The sequence below is a fragment of the Streptomyces sp. NA02950 genome (genome assembly GCF_013364155.1).
Taxonomy (GTDB): Bacteria; Actinomycetota; Actinomycetes; order Streptomycetales; family Streptomycetaceae; genus Streptomyces.
Window position 1 is genome coordinate 8,755,583 of record NZ_CP054916.1, and the last position, 16,828, is coordinate 8,772,410.

The following is a 16,828-nucleotide window of genomic DNA, read 5'->3' on the forward strand; positions in this document are numbered from 1 at the left end:
ACGGGCTCCGTCTGTCCCAGCAATCGAACACATGTACGAGAGGATGCACACAATGAACTTCCGGAAGTTCCAGCCGTGGGCGCGAGATGCGCTCGTGAAGGCGCTCGGTGCGCGCGAGGTGCTGAGCGGTGTGACCCGCTGCATCTCCGAACAGCGAGCGCTCATCTTGCAGTTGGTGCGCACGGCCACGACCAATCGCGTAACGGTCGTGCAATACCCGGTGGCGGGCATCTCCGAGGCGTACGAGCGACTCCAGCAGGACGACATGTTGGAAACGGATTTCGTGGCCTACTTCATCGTGGCCAGCGCAGAGGCCATCGCTCAGGCCGAGGTGGACGGCACCCCGTACATGCGGACGCTTCGCCCCGAGGGGCAGTCCACCCGGCAGGCCGAGATCCTCCGCGCTCCGTACCGGGTGCAGACAGGCGGCGACCGTGGCTGACGAGGTGCACGAGATCCGCCCGGCAGCCTTCGAAGGTGGATTCCGGACGCTGGAGATCGACGGCGAATCCTGGCTGTTGCTGGGGGATGTGTGCAGGGCCGTCGGGATCAAGCGTCACCATGCCATCACAAATGCTGACGCATCCGGGATCAGGACTGTGGATGTGGCGTTCCCCGGCGGGCGGAATCCCATTCGCAGCTATGTCATCAGCGAGTCCGCCGCTATGGGCCTTGCGGCGTCCAAGAACAAGCGATGCGAGGTGTGCAATGGGACCCATTAAGCGACAGCGCCGCGCCATGGTTCGCCGTGAGGTCGGCCCGGACGAGCCCAAGAAGCCAACTCGCAGGCGGCGCAAGGGTGTTGGGGATGACGCTCGTACTACGAGGGTCACCGAGCCCCGCGAGCGGCAGCGCCGGAAGGCTCCGCCGGGTCCGACCGTGCCCGCATGGAAGGCGGCAGGACTGGAGCCGCACAAGCCCGAGACCGAAGGGGAGGGCTGACATGTCGCTGGCGACTATCCAACTCGCCCTGAGCGATGCTGACTTGGCCCGGTTCCTGGAGAAGGTGGACCCGCCGAACATCGACGGGTGCACGCTGTGGAACGCCTCTACGTTCGCGGGTGGCTATGGGCAGTTCAAGCTCAACCGCCGGTCTGTCCTGGCGCACCGTGTTGCCTGGACGCTGCGCCACGGACCCATCCCCGAGGGGCTCGAACTGGACCACGTCTATCTGCGCGGCTGTCGGTCCAAGAGGTGCGTCAACACCGATCACTTGGAGCTGGTGACGCACGAGGAGAACACGCGTCGCCGGGATGCCGCGCTGCGCTGGAGGGCCTCCGTGTGGGTGTGGACCGAGCTGGACGAGGCGGCATGAGTGAACCGGCGCGAGCGCCGCTGTGGGTTGTGGGGCTTAACGGGCGAGAACGGCTGGAGCAGGCCGAGGCTCGTGACGTGGCTGAGGCGTACGTGCAGCGTCTGCGCGATGGAGACCTGAAGCATCGCAAGATCCTGCACCCGAACCGGATCGCTCAAGAGTCCGGCGTCACCGTGGAGGTGGCCCGGAAGGCCCTGTGCCTGCTCTGTGCACGCGGAGTGCTTAGGCGAAGGCGTAGGTCGTTCAAAGTTCTCTGATCCACACCGTCACCTGCGGCGACATGTGCAGTTCGTGTGCAGAGTTTTGAAATGTCCAGTTTTGGAGTAAAGTTCCTGTCATGAACACGACAACGAACGCCCCCGCCGCTCCGGTCTCTGCGCTTGTCCCGGTCGCCGCTCTGTGGGTGGCCGTGGCCGCCTTCGCGGCTCGGGTGGCGGGTTGCTCGGCCTGTGCCGCGCTCCGCCCCGGCTCCTACTGCCTGTCGCACGTCTGCCTGGACTGTGGCGGCGGTGCGGTGGCTCCGGCCGGTTCCGTCCTTCCCTGCTAGCTCGTCTCGCCCGCCCCTGCCCGGGGGGCGGGCTCCGACCCCTCTCACCAACCGCAAATTCCCCAGGAGGACCCCATGTCCAGCAAGCCCAACGCCAAGACCTACGCCGAGCGTGCCGCTGCTGAGGAGACCCAGCTTCACCGGGACTTCGCCGACTGGATCGAGGAGAAGACGGGCCAGAAGGTCGACCTGAAGTCGGTGCAGCTGGCCTGCATCTTCCGGATGGAGTTCCAGCGCTCCGAGGAGAACCAGACCGCTCTGGCCGACAAGCGCGCAGCCGCCGAGGCGGCCAAGAAGCAGCGCGCGGCGGAGAAGCGGGCTCGCCTTGAGGCGCAGCTGAAGAAGCTCCAGGCCGAGCTGTCCGACGAGACCGCAGAGGACATGCCGGCTGAGACCCCCGCACCGGCCGCTCGCACCCGCAAGGCCACCCCCAGCAAGGCCGCTACGTCCGAGCCTGCCGAGCCCGCGAAGGCGTCCGAGGCCCCGGCTCCGACGAAGCCCCGCGCGGCCCGTACGCGCCGGACGACGGCCGCCAAGAAGACCGCCTGACAACACAAAAGCCGACGGGCCGGGTGTCCAGACCCGGCCCGTCGCGAACCCCGAAGGGATCAACTGTGAAGCACAAGCGTACCGCCATCACCCCCGAGCGGCTGGCCTATCTGGTGACCGCCAACTCTCAGGACCCCCGTTACCCCGCCACCCCTACAGGCCGCGTAGCCGGTCCGTGGGTGGAGTTCGACGAGTCGTACCCCGAGTGCGGCTACTCGTTCTGGGCTCGTCCGGAGGGCGACTCCTACACCACCGTTGACGCCCTGGACCCCGAGTCGGGCGCTCCGACAGCCGCGTATCTGGACGCCACCCTCGCCGCCGACCGGATGTCCCTTGGCCTGTCGGCTGAGCCCGAGATCGGAGAGGCGTGGAGCCGTCCGAAGCCCTCTCGCTGGCGCCGGTTCGTGCGCTGGTCCAGGGCCAACGCTGAGCGCGAGTTCTTCACCATCGGCGCGCCCCTCACCTGCATCTGGGCCGTGGCCCTGGGGTGGGTTCTCGGATGGGACGGCATGAAGGCCATCGCGGGCCTGCTCGTCGGCTGGATGTTCTGACCAATTCCCTGTGCCCGAGGTAAGCGAAATTCGCTTACCTCGGGCCTGTCCCACGTTAAGGAGTTCAGCAATGGCGAGCATCAAGAAAGTCGCTCGTGCGCAGGGGCACGCCTATGAGGTGCACTGGCGGGATCACGGACAGAAGCGACAGCTCACCTGTAAGACCGAGGGCGCTGCACTGCGCGAGAAGGTCCGCATTGAGGACATGTTGGCCGCCGGGCGCAGCACGGCTCAGCTTGTGGAGCGGCGGACCGTCCGGGAAGTGTTCGAGGCGTGCATGACGGCTGGAGAGGGCCACCTGAAGCCGCGCACGATTGAGGGACAGCGGTCTCTCTACCGCAACCACATTGCGGAGGAGTTCGGGCGTCGCCGGATAACGTCCCTCACCGCCACGGACGTTGAGAAGTGGATTGCCAGCCTTACGCGAAAGCTCGGTTATGGCTCTGTGCGGAATGCGTATGTGGTCCTCAACAAGCTGTGCAAATACGCCATTCGGCACGACTGGTTGGCCAATAACCCCTGCACAAACGTGGCCCTGCCCCAGAATCACGACACAGTAGGGGACGACCGCCAGTTTCTGACGCCTGCACAGGTTGAGGCTCTGGCCGCTGAGATGTCCAAACGGCGCGAACACTACGGGCTCATCGTGCGCATGGCCGCGTATACCGGGCTGCGCTCTGGTGAATTGGCCGCTCTGCGCATTCGGGATGTCAACCTGTTCCGGAACACGATTGAGGTGCGCCGCACAATGCGCCGAGCCAAGGGCGGCGAATGGGTCTACAGCTCTCCGAAGTCCAAGCGGTCCGTTCGGGAGGTGCCGCTGCTCCCCCGGCTCGCCCAGGAGCTCCGGGCGTATCTGGCCGAGCACCCCAACCGCTCCGATGTAGACGCGGCGCTGTGGCCGGGCAGCCGGAAGCGCTTTCAGTCCTCAGTTGTTGACTGGAACACCCCGTTCGACATCAACAATCTCGTGAAATCGCACTTCCGCAAGATTGTGCGTGCTGGACTCGGTTCCGCCGGCATCTCCAGTGCACTGCGCTGGCACGACCTTCGCCACACGTACGCCTCGATCATGGCGGCTGCACCGGGAATCACCATCTACGACGTGTGCAACTGGATGGGACACGCCGACATCAGCACAACACAGAAGACATACATTCACCTGTTCCGCACGGACTACACCGACAAGATGTCGGCCGTTGGGGCGTTCCTCGACGGAGCGGGCGCGGCTCTCGCTCGGGAAGCGTCCGTGACGCCGATCTTTGGGGCCTCTGCGGGCTCGTAGGGGTCGGTCCGGTAACCGCGTCCGGCCGTCCGGAGAACGGCCCTTACGTCGGAGCCTACGGCTTCGGCCCGCAACGCACGACAGCCCCGGCTCCGCAGGTGGAGAGTCGGGGCTGAAGTGTTGCTCATGTGGACTGCGCTGAACACCCGAGCGCCTTCAACGCTACCTCGAAACACAGAGCGCCCCGGGAACAAGGGAACCGGGGCGCTCTGCTGGACATCTCGCAGGAGGGGTGTATTCGCTTCGGCACGTAACCCAACCTTGCGCCGGGTGGTACAAAGCCCGGCAACGAGAGTCCAAGAGGGTGGGGCGCGGCGGCCGGAGGGGTTCCGATCCCTGTTGTCGCCGCGCCCCGGTCTGGGGGTTAGGCGTTCAGGTCGGCCTGGACACCGGTGAGCGCCGTACGCCACGCCGCGTCGTGCGGACTGGTGACGTCGCCGCGACCGAAGTTGTCGGGGTACGCGGCCTTGCCGTTCTTGACGCGCAGCGCGTTGAGCAGCTGCATGCCGACGTTGGGGTTGTTGAGGGCGGACTCCACGAGCGTTTCCAGCTCGGTCGTCTCCAGGGATACAGCAGCCATGGGCTTGTCCTAACTGTGTGGCGGGGATGAGGTGTTGAGAGTTCAGTTGCCCTTGAGGCGCGCGGCGAGAGCCCTGGCAGAGGCGTTGGGCTCGCGAGTGAGCGGCTTGTGTCCGCCGTTGATGTCGCGGACGGGCTCGATGTACTTGCGCGTGGGCGGCGGGCTGGTCTTGGAGTTGCTGACCAGATGCGCGGCGGCCTCCTGGGCGGACTTGCTCGCCGTGGAGGGGCGCGGCGTGGCCTTGCGGCGGTAGGTCATGCCCTTGAGATGGGCCGTACCCCTGGCCCGCGCGGCGACAGCCTCTTTGGCGGTCATGGGGCGGGTGTCCTCGTCGTCCTCGTCCTCGTTGTCCAGAGGGGTGCCGTCGGCATTCATCCCGAACAGCTCGGGGTCTTCCTTGGCGAATTCGACGATCTGCGCCTTGAGCGGCTTGTCGAGGTCGAGGGCGCGCCACAGATTGTTGGCCGTGGCGCTGTCCATCCCGGCCGAAATGAGCGCCTGGATCGCCTTGCCGCGCTTGATCTTGTTCACTGCCATTGTTGGTCAGCCTTCCGTGTTGGGTGTGACAAAGGGACAAAAGTCATCGTTGCTGTTGTCCAAGTCGCCCACACGGGCCGTTCCGCCACCGTCGCTCGTCAGCGACATTCGGCACTTGCTACTGTGTTCGTCGGCTAAGCAGCGTGGAACACTCGATATTCGGTTGTTCTGCCAGACTCTCCAGGGTCGCTAGTCAGCGTTGTCCTGTGTCGTCTATCGGGGCTCCGACTCAGCCGTCTGGATTTCCCTTTGACCTCCATCTCCGGGGAATCCTCGGGCTGTAATGCCTTGTCGGTACCCGGCACACACCGGGCGAATAGGTGAAGCCTACCTCGGAATGTGTGCGGGTCAGTCCTTGGGCTTCTTGGCGTAGTACTGATCGATCATCCGCTGCACTTCGATATCGTCGTTCGGAGTATCGACCTTCACCACGAACGCCGTGGCGGAGTCGGTGCCGAACAGCCGGGCAATGCGCTCCTCGGTGCGGATGGCAGCGTTGATGGCCTTCTCGTCACCGGACATTGCCTTCTCCCAGAGGCTCCGAATGTAAGCCTCCAGCCGGGTGATCTGGCGGGTGCGCATCTCGTCGACCTTGGGGTGAACGCGCTTGGTGATGTGCAGGTCGATTCGGTTCCGCACGGTCTTCTGTGAGAACCCCATCTTCTCTGCGATCTGATATGTGCTGAATCCCGCCACCTGGAGTTCGTAGCACTTGCGCGCCTCTTCCAGCATCTTGGCGGGCGGCTTGCGGTTGTTCGCGGGCATTGTTCCTCCTCTCGTCGCGTTAAGGCTACTTCGAGGAGAGGAATTCGGATGTGCAATTCAACTGGGGACGGCATTCGAGCTTCGGGCGAATCGGGCTTTTACCGCGTAAGCGTTCACGTCTGTCGGACGGGAACGCTTACGCGACCCCGGAGAACGCCCAGGGAGGGGTCTACGCTCCGATTTGCCGAGATAAGGGGGCGGGTCGGGGCCCCGCGTTGGGCGGGTCGGAGATCGGCACGGGGAGGGGCCGTTTCTCGGCGCGGGGTTACTGGCAGCGTGGACAGGCATTGCGCCAGACATTGTTGACGAGCTTCGGGCGGAACTCGAATGTGCCGCAGCCGCAGACAGCGCAGTCCACATAAGGGAGCCCTTGCCATGGTGACTGCCGTGGTGCGCGCCATGTGGACCAGTTGCGCGGCGCGGGAACAGCACCCAGTGACCAGAGCCGGGCGCAGCGATTGAGCCAGGACAGAGCGCCGCGCTCGTCGTCCCACTCCAGAGGCAAGAGGTTGTCGTGCTGGTCTTTGAGCGTGCAGAAGCCGTCCAGTGCGTTGTCATAGATGACGAACGGCCCGTTCGGGGCTGTGCGCTGGATGTGATAGCGGGTTGCGGCAGTGGTCATCAGTCCTCCAGGGTGACCATGAAAGCCGTGGCGGTAACGGAGCGGCGACCCCCGGCCAGGGCAGAGCGGACACGGGCCAGCGCCTCTGTGTGCTCGGGTGTCCAGTCGGGCAAGGCTTCCTTGAGTGCCAATTCAAGTTGTGTTGTGCATTCGTCGAGCGTGGCGGCCTCGGCGGAGCCAACAGCCGGGCCAGAGCGGAGGGCGATTGTCCAGGTCAGGCGCATGCCCCAACAGTCCCACAATCGGTCCCTGTGCAGCACCGTTTCAGGCCACCTCGGCCGGGATCTCGCCGGGATGCCCGACCCTGAAACGGCTTCTACCTGCGGGAACGCCCCATAAACCCGCGTTCTCGTCGTAGGTGATGAGCAGCGCGGTCTTGCTCCACACCTCGGGGTTGGAGGTCAGCGCGTCCAGCACCTGCGCGATGTACCAGGCTCCGTAGTTGGCGGGCCAGTTGGGGTGCTCGGTGAAGGCTTCGGGCGCCGCGATCCAGGAGATCTGGGGCAGCTTCCCGTCCCGCACGTCCGCCCGCAGGATGTCGAAGAGGCCGTCGCCGTGCTTGGCGTCGGTGCCGGTACGGGCCTTGTCGTAGAGCGGGTCGCCGGGCTTGGCGTTGCGGTACTGGTTGAAGAACAGCAGCGAGTTGTCGCCGTAGTTGCCCCGGTAGGCGTCGTCGATCCAGCCCCAGCCGCCGTCGGCGTCCAGCCCGTCGCCGATGTCCTGGTAGAGCTTCCAGGAGACCCCGGCCTTCTCCAGGCGCTCGGGGTAGGTGGTCCAGCTGTAGCCGAGTTCGGCGTTGTCGAGGACCGGGCCGCCGCCCTTGCCGTCGTTGCCGGTGTAACCGGTGTACATGTAGTAACGGTTGGGGTCGGTGGAGCCGATGAACGAGCAGTGGTACGCGTCGCAGATGGTGAACGCGTCGGCCAGTGCGTAGTGGAACGGGATGTCCTCACGGGTGAGGTACGCCATGGTGGTGGCGGACTTCACGGGCACCCACTTGTCGTAGGCCCCCTTGTTGAAGGCGGCGTGGCCGTCGCCCCAGCCGTGCGGGAGGTCCTGGAGGAACTGGAGCCCCAGGTCGTTCACCTCGGGCCGGAACGGCAGGATTTCCTTGCTGCCGTCGGACTGGTGCCAGACCGGCTTGCCACTGGGCAGCCGCACCGGATGCGGATCGCCGAATCCGCGCACTCCGCGCAGTGTTCCGAAGTAATGATCGAAGGAACGATTCTCCTGCATCAGCACCACGATGTGCTCGATGTCCTTCAGACTGCCGGTGCGACGGTTCGCCGGAATCGCGGCGGCACGGGCGATGCTGGTGGACAGCAGGGACAGGGCCGTGCTGGTACCGGCCAGTTGCATGAATCTGCGACGGTCGATGGAGGTCATATCGGTCCGGTCTCCTGTGACGTACGAGGTGTGACAAGCAACCGGGGCAGTCTCTTCCGCTCAGGCCGCCCGGCACAACGGCCCGGAAGAGAAACGGCGGGAAAGGCTCAGTAAACCTTGGTCATTTCGCCGCGAACCGTGGTCACCGCGTACGCTGTCGCCGCCCGTCCGGACCGTCCGCGGGCGACGGGCATCGCGATGGCCGAGGCAGTACGTTGAAACCATGGACGGCGACACGGTGACGCTCTTCCTCTGCGGCGATGTGATGCTCGCCCGGGGCGTGGACCAGATCCTGCCGCACCCCGGCGACCCGGAGCTGCGGGAGCCGTACATCCGTGACTCCCGCGCCTATGTCGAGCTGGCCGAGGAGAAGAACGGCCCGATCCCGCGCCCGGTCGACTTCAGCTGGCCGTGGGGCGACGCGCTGGCGGTGCTGGACGAGGCCGCGCCCGACGCCCGGGTGGTGAATCTCGAGACCAGCGTCACGGCCGGTGGCGAAGCCGCGCCCGGCAAAAGCCTCCACTACCGTATGAACCCCGCCAACCTCCCCTGTCTGTCCGCGGCCCGGCCCGATGTCTGCGTGCTGGCCAACAACCACGTCCTGGACAGCGGCCCGGACGGCCTCGAGGACACCCTCGACTGCCTCGCCGGGGCCGGACTCCAGGTGGCCGGAGCCGGGCGGGACCTCACCGCTGCCCGGCGCCCCGCCGTCGTCCCGGCCAGGGCGGGCCGGCGGATCCTGGTCTTCGCCTTCGGTACGCCCTCCAGCGGTATCCCGCGCCGCTGGGCCGCCACCGACGACCGCCCCGGGGTCGACCTCGTGCCCGAGCTGACGGACGCCGGAGCCGCCGCGATCGCGGGCCGGGTGCGGCAGATCAAGCGGCCCGGCGATATCGCGGTCGCCTCGGTCCACTGGGGTGGCAACTGGGGCTACGACATCCCCTCGGACCAGATCCGCTTCGCCCACGCCCTGATCGACGGCGGGGTCGACCTCGTCCACGGCCACTCCTCCCACCACCCCCGCCCGGCCGAGGTCCACCGCGGCAAGCTGATCCTCTACGGCTGCGGCGACCTCATCGACGACTACGAGGGCATCACCGGTTACGAGCGGTACCGGGACGATCTGCGGCTGCTCCACCTCGTGCGGGTGGCCGCCCACACCGGACGTCTGGTGGAGCTGCGCATGGTGCCCCTCCAGTCGCGCCGGATGCGGCTGCGCCACGCCACGCACCGCGACACGGAGTGGCTCGGTGGCACCCTCGACCGGGTCTGCGTCCGCCTCGGCACCCGCGTCGAGGTCTCGCACGACGCGCCGTACGACGTCCTGACCCTCCGGCACCGATGAGCGAGGAGGCGCACATGCCCCCCGAGAAACACCCGGGAAGGACCCCGCGTCTTCTGGACGCGGCCTTCGGCCGTCCCCGCGGCCCCGCGGGCACCGTCGGCGGCGGGCTGATGGCACGCTTCAACGCCTCGCAGGAGCGCTGGGCCGTGGACCGGGCGGCCCTGCGCCCCGGCGAACGCGTGCTGGTCGTCGGGCCCGGTCCGGGCGTCGGACTGGCACCGGCGGTGGCCGCCGTGGAACCGGGCGGCCGGGTCATCGCCGTCGACCCCTCGGCCACCATGCGCCGGGCGGCGATCCGGCGGTGCGCGGCCCAGATCGCTGCGGGCACGCTCCGGGTCGACGACGGCACCGCGGAGCGCACCGGATGCCCGGACGCCGCGGTGGACGCCGTGCTGTCCGTCAACAACGTCATGCTCTGGGACCGCCCGGCAGGATTCCGCGAACTGCTGCGGGTGCTGCGCCCCGGCGGACGGATGGTGCTCACCGTGCACCGCCATGTCCTCGGGTTTCCGCCCGAGCGGCTGGTGACCGAGGCGACCGGAGCCGGATTCGGCGGTGTCGAGCTCACCCTGCGCGACCGCCGTGTCCTCGGCCCCGCCGTACAACTGCTGCTGCACCACCCCGGCAGATGAGCCCGTGGACGTCAGACGATCTTCGCGCGCACCAGGGCACCCAGCACCAGCGCCCCCGGCACCAACGGCAGCCACACCGTGATGAAGCGGTAGGCCAGCACGGTGGACGTGGCGGCCTCGGCCGGTGCGCCCGCCGCGACCAGCGCGATGACCAGCGCGACGTCCACCGATCCGATACCACCGGGGGAGGGGACCAGGGCGGCCACCGCCGTGGCGGCCAGGTACGCGAGCATCACATGCGGCGGGCGCACCTCCAGCTCCAGCGCGAGCGCCACCGCCACCAGCCCCGCCCCCTGGAGCAGCGGAAAGGCCAGCGAACCGCCCCACAGCGCCAGTGCCCGGGACGGCCGCCTGTGCAGCGACCGCGCGTCGGACAGCGCGGTGCACAGGAACGTACATGCCAGCCGGCGCACCGGGCGGATCAGCAGCGCCCCCACCAGCAGGGCGACCACCCCGGCGGCCACCGCCGCCACCACCATGGCGCCGGACCGGTCGGGCAGCATCGGGCCCAGCCGCAGCGCCTCGGGGAAGGCCAGGAACAGCACGGCCAGCAGACCGATCCGGGTCACCCCCTCCGCGAGGAAGTACAGCGCGAGCGCGGCCGAGGAGCGGGCGGGCGGCAGACCGCAGCCGGTCATGAAGCGGATGTTGACCGCGCTCGCGCCGATCCCCGACGGCAGCAGGTGGTTGGCCGCGCCCGCCGCGAACTGGGTGGCGAACAGCCGCCGGGCCGGTAGCCGTTCCCGTACCGTGCCCTGCCGGGCGAACGACACCGCCACCCAGCCGAACCCGGTCGTCGCCACCGCCACCAGCAGCCACCAGGGGTTCGCGGCCAGCGTCTGACGGGCGCCGGAGCCGATCAGCGACCGGTGCTGGAGCACCCACACGGCGACGGCGGCCAGCGGCAGCAGACACAGGATCCGGCGCACCGGAACCCTGCGGTACACCGGACGGCGTGCCTGCTGCGGCACCGGGCTCGGCAGTGGCTGGGGCAGGGCCCGCGACATCGTCTGCGACATGGGCCGCGACCTCGCTTTCGGCTTCGGTCCGGACGTCTCTGTTGCTGGGATACGGGCCGGGCCCGGTTCCGTGCTCATCGCTCCGTCTGCCCCGTCATCCGCCCCGCAGTACCCCCGGCCGGTGCCGGGCCCGTATCCGGCAGCGTGTCGCGCAGCGGAAGGGCGATCAGCAGCCCCAGACAGATCCACACATAGGCGTTGCTGCCGAGGAAGCCGCCCACCCCCGTGGAGTCGAACCGCCACAGCCACACCAGACTGCTGCACAGCAGCGCGTAGACCACCGCGGCCGTCCGCAGCAGGATCCGGCGGCGGTCCGGGGGCGCACCGGGCCGCAGCGCGGACTCGGCCAGCACCGTCAACGCCGGTATCAGCCACACCAGATGGTGCACCCAGGTGATCGGGCTGATCAGACACGCGGCCACACCGGTCAGCGCGAACCCGGCCGTATCGTCCCCGGCGGCGGCCGCACCGCGCACCCGGTGCGCCCAGACGGCCAGTACGGCGAGCACACCGAGCCCCCACACCGCCCCGCTCGGCTGGAGCGGTTCGACCAGCCGGGCCAGCACCCCCTCCAAGGACTGGTTGGAGACGTAGGCGAGCACACCGATGCGGTCGGTGTCCCACAGCGCCTCGGTCCAGTACACCCGCGAGGCGCCCGGCGCCACCCACGCGGCCAGCAGCGTGGCGGCCACCGCGGTGACCGCGGCGGTGGCGGCGGCGCGCCACCGCCGGGTCACCGCCAGATAGACGATGAAGATCGCCGGGGTGAGTTTGATGGCCGCGGCCAGGCCGGTGCCGTATCCGGCGAACCGGCCGCGGCCGTGTCCCGCCGACAGCAGCCAGGCGTCGAAGAGCACCAGGACCAGCAGCAGCAGATTGACCTGACCGAAGCTGAAGGTGTCCCGCACCGGCTCCAGCAGCGCGAACAGACAGGCCGCCACGGTGAACGCGAACCACGGGATCCAGCCCTGTCTGCGCACCAGCGGCCCGATCAGCCAACGCAGCACGGCGGCCGAGGCGGCCACGTTGAGCACCGTGCTGATGGTGACCGCGCCCGGCCAGCTCACCAGTGTCATCGGCAGCATGCACAGGGCGGCGAACGGCGGATAGGTGAAGCCGTAGTCCGCGCCGTCCGCCCCGGAGGTGGTGAACTCGTAGATGTGGCCGTCCCGCAGCCAGTGGCCGACCGCTCCGTAGTACACCTGGAGATCGAACCAGTGCCGGTGCAGCGGGACCGTGACCAGGAACAGCGCCACGGCCCCCGTCAGGCCGGACGCCAGCAGCAGCCGTCCGCGCGGGGTAGCGGGCCCGCTCATACCGGACGCTCCGGGCGGTGGCCGCCGGACGCGGCGGACAGGGCGGGCCCGGTGGCGAATCCCGGGGCGTGCCGGGCACCCCACAGGGCGAGGAGCGCCAGCGCCCCGCCGCACACCGCGAACGTCAACTGCCGTGCGTCCGGGGCGAATCCGCTCGGCAGTACGGCCAGGGCCAGCACCGCGCTGCCCGCCGCTACCGCCCGGCGCACCGGTCCGCCCGGCGCCGCCGCCGCGATGAGGAACAGCCCCCAGAGCACGTACCAGGGCCGCAGCGCCGGGCCGAGCACCGCCACCGCCGTCAGGCTCAACCCCAGTGCGTACAGCGGCCGCCGCCGGGACGGGCGCAGCCAGACGACCACCACGGCCACGGCGGTGGCCAGCAGCCCCAGTGCCTGCCACGCCGGGGTGGCCAGCGGCGCCAGACCGCTGCCGACCGTGTCCAGCAGGGCGCCGGTGGCGCGTCCGAGGGTGCTGGTCAGTGCCCAGTTGCCGGGCGAGGCCGGGGTGGCCAGCGCGCTGATCCAGCCGTATCCGGTACCGGTGACGGCCGTGGCCGCGCCCGTGGAGGCCAGCGCCAGCGCGGCCGTGGCCAGCACGGCTCCCATCCGCCGTCCGCGGCCCTCCACTCTGCGCACCCACAGCGAGGCCACCGCCAGCAGCCCCAGCGCGGCGGGCGCCTTGACCAGGGCGGCGAGCGTGACCAGCACCGCGCCGCACGCGGGCCACCGCCCCGTCGCGGCCACCAGTCCGGCGCCCAGCAGCCCGAGCATCACGGCGTCGTTGTGCGCCCCGCCCACCAGGTGCAGCAGCAACAGCGGATTGAGCGCCCCGAGCCACAGCGCACCGGCCGGATCGGTGCCGCAGCGCCGTGCGAGCACCGGCAGCGCCAGCACCATCAGCGCCACCCCGAGCAGCGCGACCAGCCGCAGCCCCAGCACCCCGAGGGACGGCTCGGCGCCCGAGGCGTGCGCGACCGCGCTCTCGAACGCCAGGGACACCGGTCCGTACGGGGTCGGGGTGTGCTGCCACACCGGTGCCACCTCGGCCGCGAGCGGTCCGCCCAGCCGGACCGGGCCGTGGGAGTAGACGTCGATCCGCGCGTGCACCATCGCGCCCTGGGCGAGATAGCTGTACACGTCCCGGCTGAACAGCGGGGGAGCGGGCACCAGCGGAGCCGCCCAGACGGCGAGCGTGAGCAGCATGCTCCGGATCCCGGGCGGCCGCGGACCACGCACCGCGCGCCCCAGCCACCACCAGGCCGCGATCAGCAGCACCAGACCGAAGTACGTGCTGACCAGGCCGAGGGCGGCTCTGCCGGAGTCGGGGGTGAGGACATCCGCCACCGGCAGCGCTCCGGCCGTCGCTCCCCCCAGCGCCAGCGCCACCGAGCCCGCGAGCCCGAGCAGCCGGCAGTGGCGGGGAGCGACGGTGACCCCTTGGACGAGAACACGACGGACCAGCATCCGGCCAGCCTCGCCAGGGCGCATGGCCGAAACTTGACGTCGCGGTCACCGGCGGCTGGCCGCGAGGTGTCGGCTGGGGCCCGCGTGGGGCCAGGCCCGCGTGGGGTCAGGGCATCACCAGGCGGCGGTCAGACACTCCTGTGCCCCGATCGACGACCAGGGCGCCCGGTCGACCACGAGCTGGCGCAGTTTGCGCAGCTCGCGTGGGCAGTTCCAGCCGAGCACCCCGACCACCCGGCCCCGGTGGCCGTAGGCGGCGACGAAGCGGCGGTTCTCCAGCTCGCCGTGGAGCACGGCGAGGTCCGCGTCGGCCGGGAAGACGCCGTACGCCTGGATACGGGCGTCGTACTGGTCGGTCCAGAAGTACGGCACCGGGGCGAACGGCAGCTCCTCGCCGAGCAGATTGCGGGCGACGGCCTGCGCCTGCTCGGTCGCGTTCAGCCGGTGCTCCAGCCGCATCGGGGCGTCGAAGTGGCTGTTGTGCCAGGAGGCCACGTCCCCGGCCGCGTAGACGCCCGGGGCGGCCCGGCAGGTGGCGTCGCACTCCACACCGTTGGTCAGCAGCAGCCCGGACCCGCGGAGCCAGCCGGTGGCCGGGGCGGCGCCGACCGCGACCACGACGAGGTCGGCGTCCAGCTTGATGCCGTCGGTCAGTTCCAGGCCGGTCACCCGGCCGTCGATCTCGAGGAACTGGTTCACACCGGTGCCGCAGCGCACGGACACCCCGTGGTCCTGGTGGAGCTGTCCGACGAGCGCGCCGACCCGGTCGCCGAACTGGCGCCGCATGGGCACCGGCCGGGGGTCGATCAGGGTGACGTCCAGGCCCATCCCGCGGGCGGCCGCGGCCGCCTCGGCGCCGAGGAATCCGGCGCCGACCACGGCCACCTTGGGGCCGCGCAGCAGCGCGGCACGCAGTGCGAGGGCATCGTCGAGGGTGCGCAGCAGATGCACGCCCGCCAGGTCGGTGCCGGGCAGCCGGCACGGGTTGACACCGGTGGCGATGACGAGCGAGCCGTAGGACACGCTGTCGCCGCCGTCCAGCAGTACCCGTCCGGCGGCGATGTCCAGCCCGGTGGCTGACCTGCCGAACAGCAGCTCGGCGTCGAGCGCGGACAGTTCCTCGTCGGTGCGCAGTGTGATCCGGTCCGGCTCCCAGGTGCCCGCCAGGATCTGCTTGGACAGCGGGGGCCGGTCGTACGGGGTGTGCGGCTCGTCCCCGATGAGGGTGAGGCGGCCGTCGTAGCCGAGGGTGCGGAGGGTCACGGCCGTGGTGAGCCCGGCCACGGAGGCTCCCACGATGACCACGTTGCGGGTGGTGTTCACGACTCTGCCAGGGTGATCGCGAGGGCGGGGCAGACGGCGGCGGCGTGCCGGACGTCGTCGTGCGCTTCGGCGGGCGGGTTGTCGTCGAGCAGGACCGCGACACCGTCCTCGTCACGCTGGTCGAACACGTCCTGCGCGGCGAGCACGCATTGGCCGGAGGCCACGCATTTGTCCTGATGCAAAGTCACCCGCATAGGGCTTTCTTCTCCTCGATGGGGGGTGGGGGTTGCCGGAGCGGCCGTCACCAGGCGACGGGTAGTTCATGGACCCCGTAGACGATGGAGTCGTGCTTGTAGGGGAGTTCGGTCGGGTCGGCGGCGAGGCGCAGGGTGGGGACGCGCCGGTAGAGCGTGCTGTAGACGACCTGGAGCTCCACCCGGGCCAGCTGCTGGCCCAGACACTGGTGGACGCCGTAGCCGAAGGCCACGTGGTGGCGGGCGTCGCGGCCGAGGTCGAGGCGGTCGGGCTCGGAGAACACCGCAGCGTCATGGTTGGCCGCGTCGATGGCGAGGATGACCGCCTCGCCCGCGCGGATCACCCGGTCACCGATCTCGATGTCCTCCAGCGCCACCCTGCGCAGTCCGGACTGGACGATGGTGAGGTGGCGCAGCAGTTCCTCGACCGCGGCGGCCACCCGCGCCGGATCGTCGGTGGCCCGCAGCGCGTCGAGCTGATCGGGGTGGCGGAGCAGGGCGAGGGTGCCCAGCGAGATCATGTTGGCGGTGGTCTCGTGCCCCGCGACCAGCAGCAGTATGGCGATGGCCGTCAGCTCCCGCCGCTCGAGCAGACCGGCCGCCACCTGCCCGGTGGCCAGGGCGGAGAGCAGGTCGTCGGCGGGGCGGGCCAGCTTCTCGCCGACCAGTTGGTCCAGGTAGTCCATCAGGACTCGCTGGGCCTCGGTGGCCTGGTCCGCGGAGTTCCGGTTGAGCAGGGCCGCGCTGTTGCGCTGGAAGAAGGCGTGGTCGGCGTAGGGGACACCGAGCAGCCGGCAGATGACCAGGGACGGCAGCGGCAGCGCGAACTCCCGCACCAGATTGGCGGGGCAGGGCCCGGCCAGCATGGTGTCGATCAGCTCGTCCACCAGCCGCTGGATCTCGGGACGCATCGCCTGGATCCGCTTGACCGCGAACGGGGCGGTGACCAGTCTGCGCAGCCGGGCGTGGGCGGGGTCGTCCATGCTGATGAAGAGGGTCTGGCGGCGGGCGCGCTCCAGGCTGCCGACGCCCACGTGCGGATAGCCGGGGCGCAGGATGTCACTGCTGATGCGGGGGTCCTGGGCCAGGGCGCGCAGTTCCTCGTAGCGGGTGACCAGCCAGGCACCGCTGCCGTCCCACAGTTGTACCTTCCGCAGTGGCGCCGTGGACTGTAACTCCCGCAGCCCGGCGGGCGGGGAGAAGGGGCAGCGCGGGCTTCTGTCGATCGGGTACGCCGGTTCCGGGCCGGTGTCGCCCGAGGTGTCCGTGAGGGTGTCGGTCATCTCTCCTCCGTTGCCGGTGCAGGGCCTGGAGCAGTTGCTCAACGCGTGTACCGAGGCGGGTACTAAATGTGCGTTCGGTAACGCGGCGGCTACGGAGGCTAGTTGGGTCCGGCCGG

20 protein-coding genes and 1 pseudogene are annotated in these 16,828 nt (G+C 69.5%); 9 read left to right on the forward strand and 12 right to left on the reverse strand.

What is annotated here, in order from left to right:
- Positions 1–52 precede the first annotated feature (52 nt).
- The 7 genes from HUT19_RS37610 to HUT19_RS37645 all read left to right on the forward strand — a co-directional run bounded on the left by HUT19_RS37610 (position 53) and on the right by HUT19_RS37645 (position 4,247).
- A complete protein-coding gene (locus HUT19_RS37610; RefSeq protein WP_176185237.1) occupies positions 53–442 on the forward strand; it encodes a hypothetical protein in 390 nt (129 codons plus the stop codon).
- Positions 435–722 carry a hypothetical protein gene (locus HUT19_RS37615; RefSeq protein WP_176185239.1) on the forward strand — a complete coding sequence of 96 codons (288 nt, stop codon included), beginning with the start codon at positions 435–437 and terminating at the stop codon, positions 720–722. Before HUT19_RS37610 ends, HUT19_RS37615 begins: the two co-directional genes overlap by 8 nt.
- Before the next feature lie 221 nt (positions 723–943).
- Positions 944–1,315: an HNH endonuclease signature motif containing protein gene (locus HUT19_RS37620; RefSeq protein WP_176185241.1), complete on the forward strand. Its 372-nt coding sequence runs from the start codon at positions 944–946 to the stop codon at positions 1,313–1,315.
- 337 nt (positions 1,316–1,652) lie between these two features.
- Positions 1,653–1,862 carry a hypothetical protein gene (locus HUT19_RS37630; protein WP_176185245.1) on the forward strand — a complete coding sequence of 70 codons (210 nt, stop codon included), beginning with the start codon at positions 1,653–1,655 and terminating at the stop codon, positions 1,860–1,862.
- Positions 1,863–1,937: 75 nt separating this feature from the next.
- A complete protein-coding gene (locus tag HUT19_RS37635) occupies positions 1,938–2,411 on the forward strand; it encodes a hypothetical protein (protein ID WP_176185247.1) in 474 nt (157 codons plus the stop codon).
- Positions 2,412–2,476: 65 nt separating this feature from the next.
- Positions 2,477–2,962, forward strand: coding sequence for a hypothetical protein (locus tag HUT19_RS37640; RefSeq protein ID WP_176185249.1), 486 nt, complete (start codon positions 2,477–2,479; stop codon positions 2,960–2,962).
- Positions 2,963–3,032: 70 nt separating this feature from the next.
- Complete coding sequence (locus HUT19_RS37645) at positions 3,033–4,247, forward strand: site-specific integrase (RefSeq protein WP_176185251.1); 1,215 nt, start codon at positions 3,033–3,035, stop codon at positions 4,245–4,247.
- Between the two features lie 364 nt (positions 4,248–4,611).
- On the opposite strand, the gene HUT19_RS37650 is transcribed toward HUT19_RS37645, so the two are convergent.
- The 6 genes and pseudogenes from HUT19_RS37650 to HUT19_RS37675 form a co-directional block, all read right to left on the reverse strand.
- Positions 4,612–4,827 carry a hypothetical protein gene (locus HUT19_RS37650; protein WP_176185253.1) on the reverse strand — a complete coding sequence of 72 codons (216 nt, stop codon included), beginning with the start codon at positions 4,825–4,827 and terminating at the stop codon, positions 4,612–4,614.
- Positions 4,828–4,869: 42 nt separating this feature from the next.
- Positions 4,870–5,364 (reverse strand): hypothetical protein, encoded by a 495-nt coding sequence (locus tag HUT19_RS37655; RefSeq protein ID WP_176185255.1) that lies wholly within the window; start codon positions 5,362–5,364, stop codon positions 4,870–4,872.
- A gap of 348 nt (positions 5,365–5,712) precedes the next feature.
- Positions 5,713–6,129 carry a sigma-70 region 4 domain-containing protein gene (locus HUT19_RS37660; RefSeq protein ID WP_176185257.1) on the reverse strand — a complete coding sequence of 139 codons (417 nt, stop codon included), beginning with the start codon at positions 6,127–6,129 and terminating at the stop codon, positions 5,713–5,715.
- A 265-nt stretch (positions 6,130–6,394) separates the two neighbouring features.
- Positions 6,395–6,751, reverse strand: coding sequence for a hypothetical protein (locus HUT19_RS37665; RefSeq protein WP_176185259.1), 357 nt, complete (start codon positions 6,749–6,751; stop codon positions 6,395–6,397).
- Positions 6,751–6,975: a hypothetical protein gene (locus HUT19_RS37670; RefSeq protein WP_176185261.1), complete on the reverse strand. Its 225-nt coding sequence runs from the start codon at positions 6,973–6,975 to the stop codon at positions 6,751–6,753. Before HUT19_RS37670 ends, HUT19_RS37665 begins: the two co-directional genes overlap by 1 nt.
- Positions 6,976–7,096: 121 nt before the next feature.
- A pseudogene (locus tag HUT19_RS37675) lies at positions 7,097–8,137 on the reverse strand (alkaline phosphatase family protein); the annotation flags it as partial.
- A gap of 223 nt (positions 8,138–8,360) precedes the next feature.
- Between HUT19_RS37675 and HUT19_RS37680 the strand changes: the two are divergent.
- Positions 8,361–9,482, forward strand: coding sequence for a CapA family protein (locus tag HUT19_RS37680; RefSeq protein ID WP_176185263.1), 1,122 nt, complete (start codon positions 8,361–8,363; stop codon positions 9,480–9,482).
- A 14-nt stretch (positions 9,483–9,496) separates the two neighbouring features.
- Positions 9,497–10,114 carry a class I SAM-dependent methyltransferase gene (locus tag HUT19_RS37685; protein ID WP_176185265.1) on the forward strand — a complete coding sequence of 206 codons (618 nt, stop codon included), beginning with the start codon at positions 9,497–9,499 and terminating at the stop codon, positions 10,112–10,114.
- A gap of 11 nt (positions 10,115–10,125) precedes the next feature.
- Here the strand turns inward: HUT19_RS37685 and HUT19_RS37690 are convergent, their stop codons facing one another.
- The 6 genes from HUT19_RS37690 to HUT19_RS37715 all read right to left on the reverse strand — a co-directional run bounded on the left by HUT19_RS37690 (position 10,126) and on the right by HUT19_RS37715 (position 16,712).
- Positions 10,126–11,133, reverse strand: a complete 1,008-nt coding sequence (locus HUT19_RS37690) for a lysylphosphatidylglycerol synthase transmembrane domain-containing protein (protein WP_254885999.1) — start codon at positions 11,131–11,133, stop codon at positions 10,126–10,128.
- 74 nt (positions 11,134–11,207) lie between these two features.
- Positions 11,208–12,449, reverse strand: coding sequence for a glycosyltransferase 87 family protein (locus HUT19_RS37695; RefSeq protein WP_176185270.1), 1,242 nt, complete (start codon positions 12,447–12,449; stop codon positions 11,208–11,210).
- A complete protein-coding gene (mptB, locus tag HUT19_RS37700) occupies positions 12,446–13,912 on the reverse strand; it encodes a polyprenol phosphomannose-dependent alpha 1,6 mannosyltransferase MptB (protein ID WP_176187777.1) in 1,467 nt (488 codons plus the stop codon). The genes HUT19_RS37695 and mptB overlap by 4 nt, the downstream gene beginning before the upstream one ends.
- Before the next feature lie 114 nt (positions 13,913–14,026).
- On the reverse strand, positions 14,027–15,235 hold the full coding sequence (locus tag HUT19_RS37705) for an NAD(P)/FAD-dependent oxidoreductase (protein ID WP_217712327.1): 1,209 nt from the start codon (positions 15,233–15,235) through the stop codon (positions 14,027–14,029).
- Positions 15,232–15,429 (reverse strand): ferredoxin, encoded by a 198-nt coding sequence (locus tag HUT19_RS37710; RefSeq protein WP_176185272.1) that lies wholly within the window; start codon positions 15,427–15,429, stop codon positions 15,232–15,234. Before HUT19_RS37710 ends, HUT19_RS37705 begins: the two co-directional genes overlap by 4 nt.
- Positions 15,430–15,476: 47 nt before the next feature.
- Positions 15,477–16,712: a cytochrome P450 gene (locus HUT19_RS37715; RefSeq protein ID WP_176185274.1), complete on the reverse strand. Its 1,236-nt coding sequence runs from the start codon at positions 16,710–16,712 to the stop codon at positions 15,477–15,479.
- Positions 16,713–16,828 lie beyond the last annotated feature (116 nt).

Excerpts from the sequence above, each read along its gene's own strand:
- HUT19_RS37610 (WP_176185237.1), top strand. The coding sequence starts at position 53 with ATGAACTTCCGGAAGTTCCAGCCGTGGGCGCGAGATGCGCTCGTGAAG.
- HUT19_RS37620 (WP_176185241.1), top strand. The coding sequence starts at position 944 with ATGTCGCTGGCGACTATCCAACTCGCCCTGAGCGATGCTGACTTGGCC.
- HUT19_RS37630 (WP_176185245.1), top strand. The coding sequence starts at position 1,653 with ATGAACACGACAACGAACGCCCCCGCCGCTCCGGTCTCTGCGCTTGTC.
- HUT19_RS37635 (WP_176185247.1), top strand. The coding sequence starts at position 1,938 with ATGTCCAGCAAGCCCAACGCCAAGACCTACGCCGAGCGTGCCGCTGCT.
- HUT19_RS37645 (WP_176185251.1), top strand. The coding sequence starts at position 3,033 with ATGGCGAGCATCAAGAAAGTCGCTCGTGCGCAGGGGCACGCCTATGAG.
- HUT19_RS37650 (WP_176185253.1), bottom strand. The coding sequence starts at position 4,827 with ATGGCTGCTGTATCCCTGGAGACGACCGAGCTGGAAACGCTCGTGGAG.
- HUT19_RS37655 (WP_176185255.1), bottom strand. The coding sequence starts at position 5,364 with ATGGCAGTGAACAAGATCAAGCGCGGCAAGGCGATCCAGGCGCTCATT.
- HUT19_RS37660 (WP_176185257.1), bottom strand. The coding sequence starts at position 6,129 with ATGCCCGCGAACAACCGCAAGCCGCCCGCCAAGATGCTGGAAGAGGCG.
- HUT19_RS37665 (WP_176185259.1), bottom strand. The coding sequence starts at position 6,751 with ATGACCACTGCCGCAACCCGCTATCACATCCAGCGCACAGCCCCGAAC.
- HUT19_RS37670 (WP_176185261.1), bottom strand. The coding sequence starts at position 6,975 with ATGCGCCTGACCTGGACAATCGCCCTCCGCTCTGGCCCGGCTGTTGGC.
- HUT19_RS37680 (WP_176185263.1), top strand. The coding sequence starts at position 8,361 with ATGGACGGCGACACGGTGACGCTCTTCCTCTGCGGCGATGTGATGCTC.
- HUT19_RS37685 (WP_176185265.1), top strand. The coding sequence starts at position 9,497 with ATGCCCCCCGAGAAACACCCGGGAAGGACCCCGCGTCTTCTGGACGCG.
- HUT19_RS37690 (WP_254885999.1), bottom strand. The coding sequence starts at position 11,133 with ATGTCGCAGACGATGTCGCGGGCCCTGCCCCAGCCACTGCCGAGCCCG.
- HUT19_RS37695 (WP_176185270.1), bottom strand. The coding sequence starts at position 12,449 with ATGAGCGGGCCCGCTACCCCGCGCGGACGGCTGCTGCTGGCGTCCGGC.
- mptB (WP_176187777.1), bottom strand. The coding sequence starts at position 13,912 with ATGCTGGTCCGTCGTGTTCTCGTCCAAGGGGTCACCGTCGCTCCCCGC.
- HUT19_RS37710 (WP_176185272.1), bottom strand. The coding sequence starts at position 15,429 with ATGCGGGTGACTTTGCATCAGGACAAATGCGTGGCCTCCGGCCAATGC.
- HUT19_RS37715 (WP_176185274.1), bottom strand. The coding sequence starts at position 16,712 with ATGACCGACACCCTCACGGACACCTCGGGCGACACCGGCCCGGAACCG.